Below are 14,816 nucleotides of genomic sequence, written 5' to 3' on the forward strand. Positions count from 1 at the left end.
GGCGGTTCCTCTCAGTTCGCGGCCGGGGCCAGGACGACCAGCGCCGTCCCCGCCTCCACCTGGTCGCCGGGCCGGGCCAGCACCCGCGCCACCACGGCGTCGACCGGCGCCAGCACCCTGGACTCCATCTTCATCGCCTCCAGGGCGAGCAGCGGCTGACCGGCGCTCACCTCGTCCCCGGGCGAGACGTTCACCTGCCACACGGACGCGGCGAACTCCGCCTCGACCAGCCGGCCGCCCGCGGGGACGCTCACCTCGGCGGGGGGTGCGGGCGGCGCCGTCGCCGCTTCCGCCCGCGCGAACTCGCCCGCCGCCTCCCACGCGTCGCGCTCCGCCGCGAACGCCGCCTGCTGTCCCGCCCTGAACGCGGCGATGGAGTCGGCGTGTTCGGCGAGGAAGGCCTGGTACGCGGCGAGTGAGAACGTGCCCTCCTCGATGCGCGGGACGAACCGGCCCGAGGTGATGTCGGCGCGCAGTTCCAGCAGTTCGTCGGCGTCGACCGGGTACCAGCGGATCCGGTCGAAGAAGCGCAGCAGCCAGGGTGAGCCGGGTGCGAACGCCCCGCGCTGCTGCCACGGCGACCACACCTGCGTCGTCCGGCCCACGAACTGGTAACCGCCCGGACCCTCCATGCCGTAGACGCACAGGTACGCGCCGCCGATGCCCACCGAGTTCTCGGCGGTCCAGGTGCGCGCCGGGTTGTACTTCGTCGTCACCAGCCGGTGCCGGGGGTCGAGCGGGGTGGCCACGGGTGCGCCCAGGTAGACGTCGCCGAGTCCGAGGACCAGGTACTCCGCGGCGAAGACCGTGTCGTAGACGTCCGCCGGCGTGCCGAGGCCGTTGACGCGGCGGATGAACTCGATGTTCCACGGGCACCAGGGGGCGTCGTCGCGCACGCCCGCCATGTAGCGCGCGATGGCGTCCCGGGTCGCCGGGTCGTCCCAGGAGAGCGGCAGGTGCACGGTGCGGGAGGGCACGACCAGCCGGTCCGTGGGCGGCGACGCGGCCACCGTCTTCCGTACGGCCGCGAGGAGTTCGTGGCTCGGGAGACGGTCCGGGTCGGTCCGGATCTGCAGGGAGCGGATTCCCGGGGTGAGGTCGGTGACGCCGTCGGGGCCGGTCTCGGCCACCGCCTCCATCAGGGCGTGGACCCGCATCCGCAGGGCCAGGTCCAGCTGCATCGGGCCGAACTCGACCAGCAGGTTGTCGTCGCCGCTGCGCCGGTACGTCACGTCGCCGTCCCGGGCCAGCACGCCGCCGTCGACGATCGCGGCGCGCGGTGCGCCGTCCACGTCCACCGGCCGGAAGCGGACCGTGTCGCCGGGCCGCAGCTGGCCCAGTTTCCAGCGTTCGGAGCTCAGGACCGTCGCCGGGCACACGAACCCGCCGAGGGAGGGCCCGTCCGGTCCGAGCAGCACCGGCATGTCGCCCGTGTAGTCGACGGCGCCGACGGAGTACGGCGTGTCGTGGATGTTGGACGGGTGCAGGCCCGCCTCGCCGCCGTCGGTGCGTGCCCAGCGCGGCTTGGGTCCGATCAGGCGCACGCCGGTGCGGGCCGAGTTGAAGTGGACCTTCCAGTCGGCGGCGTAGAAGTCGCGGATGTCGTCCTCGGTGAAGAACTCCGGTGCGGCGTGGGGTCCTTCGACGGCGCCGACGTCCCAGACGGAGCCGAAGGACGGCCGGTCCGTGACCGGGGAGCCCTCGGCGGTCGTCCCGCCGTGCAGGACGTCGCCCGTCCGCAGGGCCCGTCCGCCGTGGCCGCCGAACCGGCCCAGGGTGAAGGTGCTCGCGCTGCCCAGGAAGGCGGGGACGTCCAGACCGCCGGCGAACAGGACGTAGGTGCGCAGGCCGTGTTCGCTCGGCGCGCCGATCTCCAGCAGGGAGCCGGCGGGCACGGTCAGCGGTTCCCACTGGGCGACCGCCGTGCCGTCCACGGTGACGGTCGCGGGCGCGCCCGTCACGCAGACGGACGTGGCGTGGCTGAACCGCAGTGCCGGACCGCGCAGGGTGCACTCCAGACCCGGGGCGCCCTCGGGGTTGCCGAGTGCCCTGTTGCCGAGGCGGAAGGAGCGGTCGTCCATCGGGCCGGACGGGGGGACGCCGACCTGCCAGTGGCCGGTGCGGCCTGGCCAGTCCTGGACGGTGGTGAGGGTGCCGCCGGAGACCACCTCCACGCGCGGGGTGGGGTCGTGCACGTCGGCGAGGGTGGCCGTCGAGTGGGTGGCCGTGACCAGGCGGTCGTCGGTCAGCGCCGCCCGCACCAGCCCGAGGTTGGTCTCGATGCCGTCGACACGGGTGCGGGCCAGGGCGGCGTCGAGGCGCCGCAGGGCCTCCGTGCGGTTCGGTCCGTGCGCGATCACCTTCGCGAGCATCGGGTCGTAGGACGTCGTCACCTCGGTGCCGGTCTCCACCCAGCCGTCGACGCGCACCCCCGCGGGGAACTCCACCCGGGTCAGCAGGCCGGCGCTGGGCCGGTGTCCGCGGGTCGGGTCCTCCGCGTAGAGGCGGGCCTCCACGGCGTGGCCGCGCGGCGGGCCGGGGTCGCGGACGACGTCCTCCTCGCCGCGCGCCAGTCGCAGCATCCAGGCGACGAGGTCGACGCCGTAGATCTCCTCGGTGACCGGATGCTCCACCTGGAGCCGGGTGTTGACCTCGAGGAAGTACGCCTCCTCGCGGGCCGCGTCGTAGACGTACTCGACGGTACCGGCGGAGCGGTAGCGCACGGAGGCGCACAGGTCGCGGGCGCCGGAGGCGAGCCGTGCGCGCACATGGTCCGGGATGCCCGGCGCGGGGGCCTCCTCCAGGACCTTCTGGTTGCGGCGTTGCAGCGAGCAGTCGCGGTCGCCGAGGACGACGACGCCGCCCCGGCCGTCGCCGAACACCTGGACCTCGACGTGGCGGGCGTCGGCGACGAGCCGTTCCAGGAAGACGCCGGCGGTGGCGAAGGAGGCCGCCGCGACGCGCTGGACGCGTTCCCAGGCGTCGGCGAGCTCGTCGGGTCCGGCGCAGGCCGACATGCCGATCCCGCCGCCGCCCCCGGTCGCCTTCAGCATCACCGGGTAGCCGATGGCCCGGGCCTCCTCCTGCGCCTCGGTGAGCGAGGCGAGCAGTTCGGTGCCCGGCGCCAGCGGCACCCCGGCCGCCTTCGCCGCCGCCCGGGCGGTGTGCTTGGCGCCGAACAGCTCGAGTTGCCCGGGGGTCGGACCGACGAAGACGATGCCGGCGTCGGCGCAGCGGCGGGCGAAGGACGCGTCCTCGGAGAGGAAGCCGTACCCCGGGTGGATCGCGCCGGCCCCGGTGTCCTTGGCGGCCCGCAGGACCAGGTCGGCGTCGAGGTAGGACTCCTTCGCGGGGGCCGGCCCGAGCCGCACGGCCTCGTCGGCGAGCCGGACGTGCGGCGCCGAGCGGTCGGGGTCGGAGTACACCGCGACCGTGCGCAGGCCGAGTTCGCGGGCGGTGCGGATGATGCGGACGGCTATCTCGCCCCGGTTGGCGACCAGCACCGTGTCGAATATCATGCGCCGGCCGCCTCGGTGATCGTCATTTCCACCGCCGTCGGCTCGAAGCCGTTGCACGGGTTGTTGATCTGCGGGCAGTTGGAGACCAGTACCAGCACGTCCCGTTCGGCGCGCAGCGAGAGGGACAGACCGGGCGCGGAGAGGCCGTCGACGATACCGAGGGTGCCGTCCTTCTCGACGGGCACGTTCATGTACCAGTTGATGTTGGAGACCAGGTCCCGCTTGCCGAGGCCGTGCCGGGCCCCCTCGGCGAGGAAGTTGTCCACGCAGGCGTGCTGGGAGAAGGTGTGGTGGCCGTAGCGCAGGGTGTTGGACTCCTTGGAGCAGGCGCCGCCGACGGTGTCGTGGCGGCCCACGGCGTCGGCGGTCACCGTCATCAGCGGGGTGTGCTCGTTGGACATCAGCACGCTGCCCGTGGTGAGGAAGATGCCGCCCTGGGCGTGGATGGTGTCGGGGGCGCTGTAGCGCACGGACGTGTCGTGGGCGTCGTACACGAGGAAGTCGACTGCCTGGTTGCCGTGCAGGTCGGTGATGGTGAGGACGGCGTCGGCGCGGACGACGGACGACCATGCGGCGCGGGCGGGAACGACGGTCTTCATACGAGCCCCCGGGCGGTGAGGTGTTCGGCGGTGTTGAGGAAGGCGCGGCGGCCCTCGGGGGTGGCGTCCCAGAGCGGGTCGCCCGGTCGTGTCGGGCCGGCCCGCCAGGCGAGGACCTCCAGCGCGGTGCTGACGTACCGCGGGCGCGGGTCGGACGGGTGCGGCACGTTGGCGATCAGGACGGTCACGTCCTGTTCGGCGCGCAGGGTGACGCTGCCGCCCGGGCCCGCCGAGCCGATGAAGTCGAGGGTGCCGTCCTCGCCGACCCGCACACCCTGGAAGAAGGAGAGGGAGGGCGGCAGGTCGCGGGGATCGAGGCCGTTCTTGGCGGCGGCCAGTTTGAACAGTTCCCGGCCGGCCGGGGAGGGGGACTGCGGGGCGCCGTCGCCGTAGCGCTCGGTGTTGCGCACGAGTGTGGAGGTGCCGCACAGGGCGTCGTGCCGGCCGGTGGTGTCGGCGACGACCGAGGCGAGGACGCGCCCCTGGTCGGACAGGAGCAGGACGCCCTCGCCGAGGTAGGCGTTCCACTGCACCTTGACCGTGTCGGCGACGTTCAGCCGCTCCCAGGGCCGGTCGTCGGCGAACAGCAGGAGGTGGGCGCAGGCGTCGCCGTGCAGGTCGGTCAGGCGCAGTTCGCTTCCCCGGGCCAGGACGCGGTGGGTGTAGTTGCCGCCCGCGACCGTCTCGGCCCAGACCAGGAGTCCCGCCTCGCAGGGCGGGGCAGGCCAGTCCCGGGCCGGTACGACCGGCATGGCCTCGGCGCGTGCGCCCTCCTGGGCCCGGGCGTGGGCGCGTGCTCCGTATGTGGTCGCTGTCGCCGCCATGGCGGACCTCCGCAGCTCGGTTCCGTCACTGTCGCGTTGATTTCTGTCGCCCGACAGAAATTAGGTCCGGGGCGGGTCGCCGTCGTTGCCCTCGGATTGCGGGCCGGTTACCGACTCCTCACCGGGGGCCCGGACGAAGATCGCCGTACCGGGGCGTGTGCGAGGATCGAACGCATGGGGACGGACAGCGGGCGTCGAGTGGGCCGGCCGCGGGCCGCGCAGCGCCCGGACAGCGGGCTCGCGCCGCGCGACGAACTGCTCGTGGCGGCCGCGGAGTTGTTCACCACGCGCGGCTACGCCGCCACCACGACCCGGGCCGTCGCCGAACGCGCGGGCATGCGCCAGGCCTCCATGTACCACTACGTCTCCGGCAAGGAGGAGCTGCTCGCGGCCCTGCTGGAGTCGACGGTCGCACCGTCGCTGACCCGCGCCCGCGAGCTGCTGGCCGACACCGCGCGGCCGGCCGGGGAGCGGTTGTGGGAGCTGTGCCGCACCGATGTGGAGCTGCTGTGCGGCGGCCCCCACAACCTCGGCGGTCTCTATCTGCTCCCCGAGGTGCGGGCCGAGCGGTTCGCCGGCTTCCACGCCGTGCGCGCCGAACTCAAGGACGCCTACCGACGGCTGGTCGCCGCGACCGAGGCGGGCGACGCGCTCGACGCGGACGAGCTCGATGTGCGAACCGACCTGGTCTTCGGGCTCATCGAGGGCGTCATCCTCGTCCGCCGGTCGGATGCGGAGGGCTCCGCCTCGCGTTTCGCCCGCGCCACCGCCGACGCCGCCCTGCGTATCGTGCGCGACTGACGGGAGCGGCGCGCGGCCGGCGCGGGCCGTGCGTGACCGACGAGGGCTGGGGACCACTGGCGCGGGCCGTGCGCCGCTGACTCGACGGCGCCCGGCCGGTCTCGGTCTCGTGGTGACCGCGTCTCGCGTGGTGCCGCCCGAAGGGCGGTGCTCCCATCCGTCCCGGTGAATTGTTTCGCACGCCTGTGCGCCGCTACTCACGGTGTTCGTGTGATCGCGCATCGTGTAAATGACCTGAGGTTACTCCACGTACGGGAGTGGTTTCAGGCGGTTGCCGAATCTGGCGCGGCGATGATCCGGTCGGACTAAGCTCGCCCGCGACGCACCGAGTTGAGGCGAATTCGTGCGCTTGTTCCCCGATATCCCGAAGATGACGACAGATCCCTACAGAGGGTGCCCACATGGTGAGTGTTCAGTCCCCACCCGGTCGCCGAGAACTTCCCCTTGCGCGTGTGCTGTTGCTGCCCGCGATACTGATGGCCGCGGCGACCGGCGCCGCCGTCGCCCTGGTGGCGGCGCAGGCCCGGCTCGCCGTCGGCGTCTGTGGAGGCGTCGCCACCCTCCTGGTGATCGCGGCGGGAGCCGAGTCGGTCCGGCGCGGTCGGCAACTGCGGGAACTGCGCGCGGAGAGGAACCAGCGCCTCGCGTACCTGGAACGGCGCGTCGCCGACCACGCCGAGGAGAACCGTCGCCTCGCCCAGGAACACGTGCCGAGCGCCGTTCAGTGGCTGCGCGCCGGAAATTCCCCCAGGGAGGTGATGCGCGACCTCAGCGAGAGTGATCCTTCGTTCCGCGAACTCGACGACGCGCAGCGGGCCGTGGTCCGCAGGATCCTCGACATCGTCGACCACGAGGAGTCCCTGCGCGACTCCGCCCAGCGCTCCTTCGTCAGCGTCGCCCGCCGCATGCAGGCCATCGTCCACCAGCAGGCCGCGGAACTGCGGGAGATGGAGGAGGACCACGGCCGCAACCCCGAGGTCTTCGACGACCTGCTGCGCATCGACCACGGCACCGCGCTGATCGGACGCCTCGCCGACTCCATCGGCGTGCTCGGCGGCGGCCGGCCCAGCCGCAACTGGCCCCAGCCGGTCCCGCTGTACAGCGTGCTGCGCGGCGCCATGTCCCGCATCCTCGAGTACCGGCGCATCAAGCTGGACTCCATCGCCAAGGTCAACATCCGCGGGCTCTCCGTCGAGCCGCTCATCCACGCGCTGGCCGAGCTCCTCGACAACGCCACCCGCTACTCGCCCCCGCAGAGCAAGGTGCACGTCAACGCGGTCGAGGTGCAGACCGGCATCGCCATCGAGATCGAGGACGCCGGCGTCAGCCTCAGCGAAGAGGCCCGCGCCAAGGCCGAACGCATGCTGGAGCAGGCCAAAGCCGGCGTCGACATCCAGGACGCCGGCGGCACCCCGCGCCTGGGCCTCGCGGTCGTCGGCCGTCTGTGCACCTCGTTCAACCTCCAGGTCTCGCTGCGCACCTCGGCCTACGGCGGTGTCCGGGCCGTCCTCATCGTGCCGAGCGAGATGCAGACCTGCGATCCGGCCCCCGGCTTCGCGCACGGCATCGGCGCCACCGCCGTACCGCAGATCGACCTGAGCACCGTCGGCGAGGGTCCCAAGCGCCCGCCCAAGAAGCGCCGGCCCACCAACGCGCGGATCCCGGCCGGAGTCTCCCTGACCGACGACGTGCCCGAGGTCACCGAGTGGACCGAGCAGGGCCTGCCCCAGCGCCGCAGCAAGACCACCATCCCGATCACCCAGCGCTACGCCGAGGCGTACGCCGCCCAGGAGGCCGCCCGCGAGGGAAAGCCCGACCCGTTCGCGCGGCCCGAGCCGGAGCCCGCTCCCGAGCCGAAGCGCGAGCCCGGACTGGCCTTCGAGGCCTTCTGGGAGGGCCTGAAGAAAGTCGCTCCGCCCGGCGTGCACCCCACGGACTTCACCCGCAATCCCACCGCCTACCTGCACCTGCTCGAAGACAAGGCCAAGACCGAGGCCGACGATGAAGGGGACCCCACGTGATCCAGCAGCGCCAAAACTTCGACTGGCTGCTCAAGGAGCTCTACGACGGCGTTCCGGGCATCGAGATGATCGTGGTGCTGTCGGCCGACGGACTGCGCATCGCCCGTTACGCCGGCGACCCCGACGCCGCCGACCGGGTCGCCGCGGCCTGCGCCGGTCTGCAGAGCCTGGCCACCGCCGTCGGACAGGAGATCCACTCCAGCAACGGCGAGATGGACATGGTCGTCATCGACCTGAGCGGCGGCTACTTCTACATGATGTCGGCGGGCGCCAACGCCTACCTCGCGGTCCTCGCCGACGTGCGCTGCGAGGCGGGCCGGATGAGCGGCATGATGCGCGACCTGGTCGTCCGCATCGGCGCTCACCTGACCAGTCCTCCCCGGCGCAACGGGCAGAACGTATGACCCCTCCGCAACGCCGGCGGCGACAACCCCTGCCCGTACCTCCTCCGCAGCCTCCGCCGTCCCCGCAGGCCGCGGAGCCCCCGCAGGAGGGGGAGGGCAAGAACCCCGAACGGCTGTACATCATCACGGGAGCGGACGGCGAGCGGGCGCCCCTCGACCTCGTCACGCTGATCGTGGCGTGCGCCGAGCCGCCTTCGTCGGCCCCGCCGGAACAGACCGCGGTGCTGCGGATGTGCGGCGCCCCGCTCTCGGTGGCCGAGGTGTCGGCCTATCTGGGCCTGCCGTTCAGCGTGGTGACGGTGCTGCTCACCGAGATGCTGGCGGCCGAGCTCGTCCAGGCGCGCGCCCCCATCGTCCGGCAGCAGCTCCCCGACCGTTCCCTTCTCGAAGCGGTGATGCATGGACTTCAACGGCTCTGACACGCTCCCCGGCCCACGGGCCGAGGACCACCTGCCGCACACCACCACCGCCGCGGCGAAGATCGTCATTGTGGGCGGCTTCGGCGTCGGCAAGACCACCATGGTCGGTTCCGTCAGCGAGATCAGGCCGCTGACCACCGAGGAGACCATGACCCAGGCGGGCATCGGGATCGACGACGACTACGGCTCCGAGACCAAGACCGCCACCACCGTGGCCATGGACTTCGGACGCATCCGGATCACCGACCAGGTCGTGCTCTACCTCTTCGGCACCCCGGGCCAGGAGCGTTTCTGGTTCTTGTGGAACGGGCTCTTCGAAGGGGCGCTGGGCGCGGTCGTGCTGGTCGACACCCGCCGCCTCGAAGTCAGCTTCGAGGTCATGGGCCGGCTGGAGGAGGGCGGCGTGCCCTTCGTCGTCGCCGTCAACACCTTCCCCGACGGCCCCCGTTACCCCCTCGACGACCTGAGGGCCGCGCTCGACCTGCCTCCCGAGATCCCGATCGTGGAGTGCGACGTCCGACGCCGAGCCTCCAGCCGCGACGTCCTGATGACCCTCATGCGTTTCCTGCACTCCCTGGCGCTCAGCCGCAGCCTCACCTGACCCGCACGGCACCCCCTCCACCGACACCGGATTCAGCACAGTTTCGGAGCGACCCCCTGTGACTCCCGAACACCCCACCCCCACCGGCGCCCCCACCGGCCCGCACGACCTCGCCCTCGACCCGCCGGCCGGCTGCCCCGCACACGTGCGGGGCCCCGGCGGCCTGGCCCGCCTCTACGGCCCCGGAGCGGAGGACCTGAACGAACTGTACGAGCGACTGCGCGAGGAACACGGCCCCGTGGCGCCGGTCCTGATCCACGACGACCTGCCGATGTGGATGGTCCTCGGCCACGCCGAGAACCTGCGCATGGTGCGCACGCCCTCGCAGTTCACCAAGGACAGCCGCATCTGGTCGCAGCTGGTGGACGGCAAGGTCCGGCCCGACCACCCGCTGATGCCGCACATCGCCTGGCAGCCGATCTGCGCCCACGCCGAGGGCGAGGAGCACAAGCGGCTGCGGGGCGCGGTCACCGCGGCCCTGGCCACCATCGACGACCGCAGCGTGCGCCGCCACATCAACCGCTCCAGTCAGCGCCTGGTCAACCGCTTCTGTGAGAAGGGCGGGGCGGACCTGGTCGGCGACTTCGCCGAACACCTCCCGATGGCCGTGATGTGCCATGTCCTGGGCATGCCCGACGAGTACAACGACACGATGGTGCACGCCGCCCGTGACGCCCTCAAGGGTACGGAGACCGCGGTCGCGAGCCACGAGTACGTCGTCGGGGCGCTCGGCCGCCTCACCGCCCGCCGCCGCGCCGAGCCCGAGGAGGACTTCACCAGTCACCTCATCGGCCACCCTGCCGGGCTCACCGACGACGAGATCAGGGAGCATCTGCGCCTGGTCCTCTTCGCCGCCTACGAGGCCACCGTCAACCTGCTCTCCAACGTGCTGCGCATGGTCCTCACCGACCCGCGTTTCCTCGCCCAGCTCAACGGCGGCCAGATGACGGTGGCGGAGGCGGTGGAGCAGTCCCTGTGGGACGAGCCCCCGTTCAGCACGATCTTCGGCTACTTCGCCAAGCAGGACACGGAGTTGGGCGGTCAGCGCATCCGCCGGGGCGACGGCCTCTTCTTCTCGCCCGCGCCCGGCAACGTGGACCCCCGGGTCCGCCCCGACCTGTCCGCCCACATGCAGGGCAACCGCTCCCATCTCGCCTTCGGCAGCGGCCCGCACGAGTGCCCCGGCCAGGACATCGGCCGTGCCATCGCCGACGTCGGCGTAGACGCGCTGCTGATGCGGCTGCCGGACATCCAACTGGACTGCGAAGAGGACGAGTTGCGCTGGACGACGTCCATCGCCTCACGCCACCTGGTGGAGCTGCCGGTCCGGTTCGAGCCGAAGCCCCAGCAGGACGTCAAGCACAAGCCGAGCCACGCCCCGGTCCCGCCGCAGCGGACCATGCCCCCGGTGATCACCCCGCCGCGGACCGCGCCCGTGCCGGGCCCCGTCGCCGAGCCGGCCGCCGCGCCACGGCCGGCGCCGCCCGCGCCGCCCGTTCCGGCCGCCGCGCAGCCGGCCGCGCCGGCCCGCAGGCCGAACGCCTGGCGTCGCTTCCTGGCCTGGTGGCGCGGCTACTGAGCCGGTCGCACCGCACCGCTCACCGACCGGTCTCCGGCTGTGCGGCGGCGGCCCAGCGGTCGTACGACGCCCAGGCCTGCAGTGTGCGCGCGCTGCGCAGCCGGTGCTCCGTCCCCGTGACCGGGTCGGTGAACTCCAGTTCCCGCGCGAGCAGTTGCAGCGGGCGCCGGAAGTCGTCGGCCGGCACGGGGGCGGCCACCTCGGGGTAGAGCGGATCCCCGAGGATCGGCACGCCGAGGGAGTTCAGATGGACGCGCAGCTGGTGCGTCTGCCCGGTCGCGGGCAGCAGCCGGTAGCGGCCGAGCCCCCGCGCCGCGCTGTGCTCGAGCAGCTCCACGCGGCTCACCGCGTTCGGCTCGCCCGCCACCTCGTAGGCGGCCAGGACCCCGCGCTCCTTGACGATCCGGCTGCGCACCGTCCGGGGCAGGACGAGGGCGGGGTCGTACGGTGCGACGGCCTCGTACACCTTGCGCACCCGGCGCTCACGGAACAGTCCCTGGTAGGCACCGCGCTCCTCGGGCCGCACCGTGAACAGCACCAGACCGGCCGTGAGCCGGTCCAGGCGGTGTGCGGCACCCAGCGCGGGAAGGCCCAGCTCCCGCCGCAGCCGGGCCAGGGCCGTCTCCGTCACATGGCTGCCGCGCGGGGTGGTGGCCAGGAAGTGCGGCTTGTCGACGACGACGATGTGCTCGTCGCGGTACACGATCTCCAGCGGAAACGGCACGGGCGTCTCGGCCGGCAGCTCCCGGTGGAACCACACGAACTTGCCCGGCACGTACGGAGCGTCGGGCGCGACCGGCGTCCCGTCGGCGCCGACGACCAGGCCGGCCGCGAGCATCGCGTCCACGATCGGGGCGCGCGTCTCGCCGAGCCGCTCCACCAGGTGCTCCCGGACGGTGGCCCAGTCGCCCTCGCCGGGCAGCCGCACCCGCACCGGGTCGATGCCGTCGCGCTGCGGCAGGGGGGAGGGCGGGGGAGGGGTGCGGCGTCTCATCGGGGTCCAGCGTACGGCGGGGGGTGCCGGGCGGGGCCCCGGCGGGAGCCCCGGTTCGCGCGGCGACGGGGAAATCCGGTTGACGGCCCGCGGCCGCTTGGAAGGATGCGGGTCATGCCCTACACCGCCGACCCCGTCCTGCCCGCCGGTACCCTCTCGGGCGCCCCGCAGCCCGTGCTCCGCACCGGCGACGGCCTGCTGCTGCGCCCGTGGCGGGCCACCGACACGCCGGCCGTCCACGTCGCCTTCCAGGACCCGGCGATGCACCAGTGGCACATCCGGGCCGCCGACTCCGAGGAGGAGGTGGCCGGCTGGATCGAGGAGTGGCGGACGTGCTGGCAGGAGGAGCGCAGCGCCCAGTGGGCCGTCGTCGACGCGCACACCGACGAACTGCTGGGCCGGGTGGCGCTGCGCGCCGTCCAACTGGACGAGGGCGTGGCCGAGGTCGCGTACTGGACGACCGGGGCGGCCCGCGGCCGGGGGGTCGCGCCGCGCGCCACGACCGCCCTGACGCGCTGGGCCTTCGACGAGATCGGCTTCCACCGTCTGGAGCTGATGCACGCCATCGCCAACGAGGCCTCCTGCCGGGTCGCCGGCAAGGCGGGCTTCGCCCTGGAGGGCACCAAGCGCAGTGCGGTGCTCCATCAGGACGGCTGGCACGACATGCACCTGCACGCGCGCGTACAGGGCGACTGACCGCTCGGCCGCCCCGCCCGCACGCGTCGACGCCCTAGACGGACCGCGCATCAGCGAGAGCGGTCGCCGACGCGGCGGTGCGCCTGCGGTACGCGCGGAAGGCGACGCCCGCCGCGACCGTGGCGGCCAGGAACAGGACGGTGAACCACTGGAAGTACCAGTGGCCGCCCGCCGGGTCGTACACCGCGGCCCGCGGCCAGGCCAGGTTGACCGTCATCAGCAGGCCGTAGAGGAGCGCGAGGGCGTTCACCGGGACGCCCCAGCGGCCCAGGGAGAACAGCGGGGCGCCCGTCTCGTCCGTGCCGGCCGGGGAGAATCCGCCGCGCAGCCTGCGGACCAGCAGCGGGCCGGTGACCATCGCGTACGCCAGGTACAGCATCACGATGCAGGTGGTGCCGATGGCCAGGAAGGCGTCCGGGGACGCGAAGTCGAGCAGCAGTAGGGCCGCCGCGAGGACGCCGACGACGAGCGCGGGGGCGCTCGGCATGCCGGTGCGGGGGTTCACGCGCGCGAGGCGGGCGGACAGGGGCAGTTGGCCGTCGCGGGCCATGGAGAACAGCATGCGGCAGGCCGCGGTCTGAATGGCGAGCGTGGCCACCGCGATCGCCACCACCACGTCGGCGAGCAGCACCTTGCCGACGCCGTCGCCGAGGCTGCTGGTGAGGACGTAGCTGAGCCCGTCCACGCCGAGGCGGCCGTCGCTGAGGCTGGGCGCGGCCAGCAGTCCGCCGAGCACGATCAACCCGCCGAGCAGTCCTGCCGCGCCGAGCGCGGTGAGGATCGTGCGGGGCGCGGTGCGCCGGGGGTGGTGGGTCTCCTCGCTCATCTCGCCCGCGCTGTCGAAGCCGATCATCACGTAGGCGGCCGTGAACGAGCCCACCGCGAGCGCCCCGAACAGCCCGGACCGGGCCGCGCCCGTGGTGTGGAAGGTGATGCCGGGGGTCCGCTCGGAGTGGGTCAGCAGCAGGACGGCGATGAGGATCGCGCCGATGATCTCGGCGGTCACGCCCACCCGGTTGACCAGGGACATCACCCGGTTGTCGAGGACGTTGACGAGCGTGGTCAGCACCAGGAGGACCAGGCCGAGCAGGGCCGCGTTGGCCGCGCCGTCGGGTGAGGTGGGCGCCGGGTCGTCGCCGATCAGCTGGAATCCCGCCCAGATGGCCGGCAGCACCATCTGCAGTGCGAGAGCCGCCGCCGCGACCACCACGATCTGGCCGATCACCATGATCCAGCCCGCGAACCAGCCGAACGACGGCGTCGACAGCCGCGACGACCACTGGTAGATCGCGCCGGATATCGGGTAGCGCGCCGCCAGTTCCGCGAAGCAGGCGGCGACCAGCAGCTGTCCGGTCAGCACGACCGGCCACGTCCAGAAGAAGACCGGGCCGCCGAAGGCGTACCCGAAGGCGAAGAACTGGAAGACGGTCGTCAGGACGGAGATGAAGGAGAACCCGGCGGCGAACGAGGCGTACCGGCCCAGGCTGCGATGCAGTTCCTGGCGGTAGCCGAACTCGGCGAGCGAGCCGTCGCCCACGTCGAAGTGGTGCGGCGGATCGGGACGTACGTCGGTGGAAGTCGTGGTCGTCGTCACGGCGGAACCTGCCTTGGGCCCAGGGAACGGAATTCCTGTCGGGCGACAGAAATTAGGGACGGGCTGTTTCGTCCGCGTCACGCGGGCATGTCCGGAGCGGGCCCAAGTCCTCACGTCGCTTCCGGCTTCATCCGATCGCGATACATCGCGTCCCTCATGGGTTCACGCCGACCTGCGATGTCCGCCCCGACTCCTGCGAGATCGTCCGGGCCCTGTACGGCCGGGACAGGACGTCGGCGTGCGGACCGACCACGGCCCGCTCCGCACCGTCGTGCGGGACCTCGAGAAGCGCGGCCTCGTCGAGGTGGCCGACGTCCACCGCCCGGGCAACCGTTCCGGGCGTGCGGCTCCGCGGACCCAGGGGGCCGGGCGGGCGGAGACCGGCTCGGTCCGGCGGGCGGGCGCGGACCGGCCGGGCGGCTGCGTGGGCGTGGTCGTCGCCTCGGTGCTGCCGGGCGCGGTCTTCGGGGCGCAGGGCGGCGCCCCGGGCGTGCGGGAGCGGCAACCGGAGTCGGTCATCGGCGTCAGCACGTTCCCGCTGCCGTCGCCGGCCTTCCCCTCCCGCGCGTTCACCGCGTCGGAGGGGATACCCGGCCGCAACCGGCGCACGGGCTGCCGCAACCCGCTGGACCGGGCGAGGGCGGCGGGGCGTTCGGCACTGTCCGCCGACTTCGACCGGGGCGCGGCGCTCCTTTGCGGCGGGGGGGCTCGGGGGCCGCTCGCGCTCGCGGTGGCGGCCGTGTGACTCTCGGTCCGGAGGTTCAGG

13 protein-coding genes are annotated in these 14,816 nt (G+C 73.0%); 8 read left to right on the forward strand and 5 right to left on the reverse strand.

What is annotated here, in order from left to right:
• Positions 1-11: 11 nt before the first annotated feature.
• From C6376_RS21210 to C6376_RS21220, 3 genes are read right to left on the reverse strand one after another with little or no spacing between them, the layout of a single operon-like run.
• Entirely contained in the window at positions 12-3,518 is a 3,507-nt protein-coding gene (locus C6376_RS21210) for a 5-oxoprolinase/urea amidolyase family protein (RefSeq protein ID WP_107444882.1), read from the reverse strand.
• Complete coding sequence (locus tag C6376_RS21215) at positions 3,515-4,117, reverse strand: urea amidolyase associated protein UAAP2 (protein ID WP_107444883.1); 603 nt, start codon at positions 4,115-4,117, stop codon at positions 3,515-3,517. Before C6376_RS21215 ends, C6376_RS21210 begins: the two co-directional genes overlap by 4 nt.
• Complete coding sequence (locus C6376_RS21220) at positions 4,114-4,941, reverse strand: urea amidolyase associated protein UAAP1 (RefSeq protein WP_107444884.1); 828 nt, start codon at positions 4,939-4,941, stop codon at positions 4,114-4,116. The genes C6376_RS21215 and C6376_RS21220 overlap by 4 nt, the downstream gene beginning before the upstream one ends.
• Before the next feature lie 174 nt (positions 4,942-5,115).
• Here C6376_RS21220 and C6376_RS21225 point away from each other — a divergent pair, with 174 nt between their 5' ends.
• From C6376_RS21225 to C6376_RS21250, 6 genes are all read left to right on the forward strand, one after another.
• Positions 5,116-5,742, forward strand: coding sequence for a TetR/AcrR family transcriptional regulator (locus C6376_RS21225; protein WP_107444885.1), 627 nt, complete (start codon positions 5,116-5,118; stop codon positions 5,740-5,742).
• 401 nt (positions 5,743-6,143) lie between these two features.
• The gene (locus C6376_RS21230) at positions 6,144-7,763 is read left to right on the forward strand and encodes an ATP-binding protein (protein ID WP_173985699.1); all 1,620 of its coding nucleotides are present in this window, start codon (positions 6,144-6,146) and stop codon (positions 7,761-7,763) included.
• A complete protein-coding gene (locus C6376_RS21235; protein ID WP_057579584.1) occupies positions 7,760-8,167 on the forward strand; it encodes a roadblock/LC7 domain-containing protein in 408 nt (135 codons plus the stop codon). Before C6376_RS21230 ends, C6376_RS21235 begins: the two co-directional genes overlap by 4 nt.
• Positions 8,164-8,586, forward strand: a complete 423-nt coding sequence (locus C6376_RS21240) for a DUF742 domain-containing protein (protein ID WP_107444887.1) — start codon at positions 8,164-8,166, stop codon at positions 8,584-8,586. Before C6376_RS21235 ends, C6376_RS21240 begins: the two co-directional genes overlap by 4 nt.
• Positions 8,567-9,187, forward strand: coding sequence for an ATP/GTP-binding protein (locus tag C6376_RS21245; RefSeq protein WP_107444888.1), 621 nt, complete (start codon positions 8,567-8,569; stop codon positions 9,185-9,187). Before C6376_RS21240 ends, C6376_RS21245 begins: the two co-directional genes overlap by 20 nt.
• A 58-nt stretch (positions 9,188-9,245) precedes the next feature.
• Positions 9,246-10,766 (forward strand): cytochrome P450, encoded by a 1,521-nt coding sequence (locus C6376_RS21250; protein ID WP_107444889.1) that lies wholly within the window; start codon positions 9,246-9,248, stop codon positions 10,764-10,766.
• Between the two features lie 19 nt (positions 10,767-10,785).
• Here C6376_RS21250 and C6376_RS21255 read toward each other — a convergent pair whose 3' ends face one another.
• Complete coding sequence (locus C6376_RS21255; protein WP_107444890.1) at positions 10,786-11,760, reverse strand: RluA family pseudouridine synthase; 975 nt, start codon at positions 11,758-11,760, stop codon at positions 10,786-10,788.
• Positions 11,761-11,874: 114 nt separating this feature from the next.
• Here C6376_RS21255 and C6376_RS21260 point away from each other — a divergent pair, with 114 nt between their 5' ends.
• On the forward strand, positions 11,875-12,456 hold the full coding sequence (locus tag C6376_RS21260; RefSeq protein ID WP_107444891.1) for a GNAT family N-acetyltransferase: 582 nt from the start codon (positions 11,875-11,877) through the stop codon (positions 12,454-12,456).
• Between the two features lie 34 nt (positions 12,457-12,490).
• On the opposite strand, the gene C6376_RS21265 is transcribed toward C6376_RS21260, so the two are convergent.
• Entirely contained in the window at positions 12,491-14,050 is a 1,560-nt protein-coding gene (locus tag C6376_RS21265) for an amino acid permease (protein WP_107444892.1), read from the reverse strand.
• Positions 14,051-14,288: 238 nt separating this feature from the next.
• Here C6376_RS21265 and C6376_RS21270 point away from each other — a divergent pair, with 238 nt between their 5' ends.
• Positions 14,289-14,795 carry a hypothetical protein gene (locus C6376_RS21270; RefSeq protein ID WP_107444893.1) on the forward strand — a complete coding sequence of 169 codons (507 nt, stop codon included), beginning with the start codon at positions 14,289-14,291 and terminating at the stop codon, positions 14,793-14,795.
• Positions 14,796-14,816 lie beyond the last annotated feature (21 nt).

Source organism: Streptomyces sp. P3, assembly GCF_003032475.1.
Lineage (GTDB): Bacteria > Actinomycetota > Actinomycetes > Streptomycetales > Streptomycetaceae > Streptomyces.

Coding starts and splice junctions, on each gene's coding strand:
- C6376_RS21210 (WP_107444882.1), bottom strand. CDS start 3,518: ATGATATTCGACACGGTGCTGGTCGCCAACCGGGGCGAGATAGCCGTC.
- C6376_RS21215 (WP_107444883.1), bottom strand. CDS start 4,117: ATGAAGACCGTCGTTCCCGCCCGCGCCGCATGGTCGTCCGTCGTCCGC.
- C6376_RS21220 (WP_107444884.1), bottom strand. CDS start 4,941: ATGGCGGCGACAGCGACCACATACGGAGCACGCGCCCACGCCCGGGCC.
- C6376_RS21225 (WP_107444885.1), top strand. CDS start 5,116: ATGGGGACGGACAGCGGGCGTCGAGTGGGCCGGCCGCGGGCCGCGCAG.
- C6376_RS21230 (WP_173985699.1), top strand. CDS start 6,144: ATGGTGAGTGTTCAGTCCCCACCCGGTCGCCGAGAACTTCCCCTTGCG.
- C6376_RS21240 (WP_107444887.1), top strand. CDS start 8,164: ATGACCCCTCCGCAACGCCGGCGGCGACAACCCCTGCCCGTACCTCCT.
- C6376_RS21245 (WP_107444888.1), top strand. CDS start 8,567: ATGGACTTCAACGGCTCTGACACGCTCCCCGGCCCACGGGCCGAGGAC.
- C6376_RS21255 (WP_107444890.1), bottom strand. CDS start 11,760: ATGAGACGCCGCACCCCTCCCCCGCCCTCCCCCCTGCCGCAGCGCGAC.
- C6376_RS21260 (WP_107444891.1), top strand. CDS start 11,875: ATGCCCTACACCGCCGACCCCGTCCTGCCCGCCGGTACCCTCTCGGGC.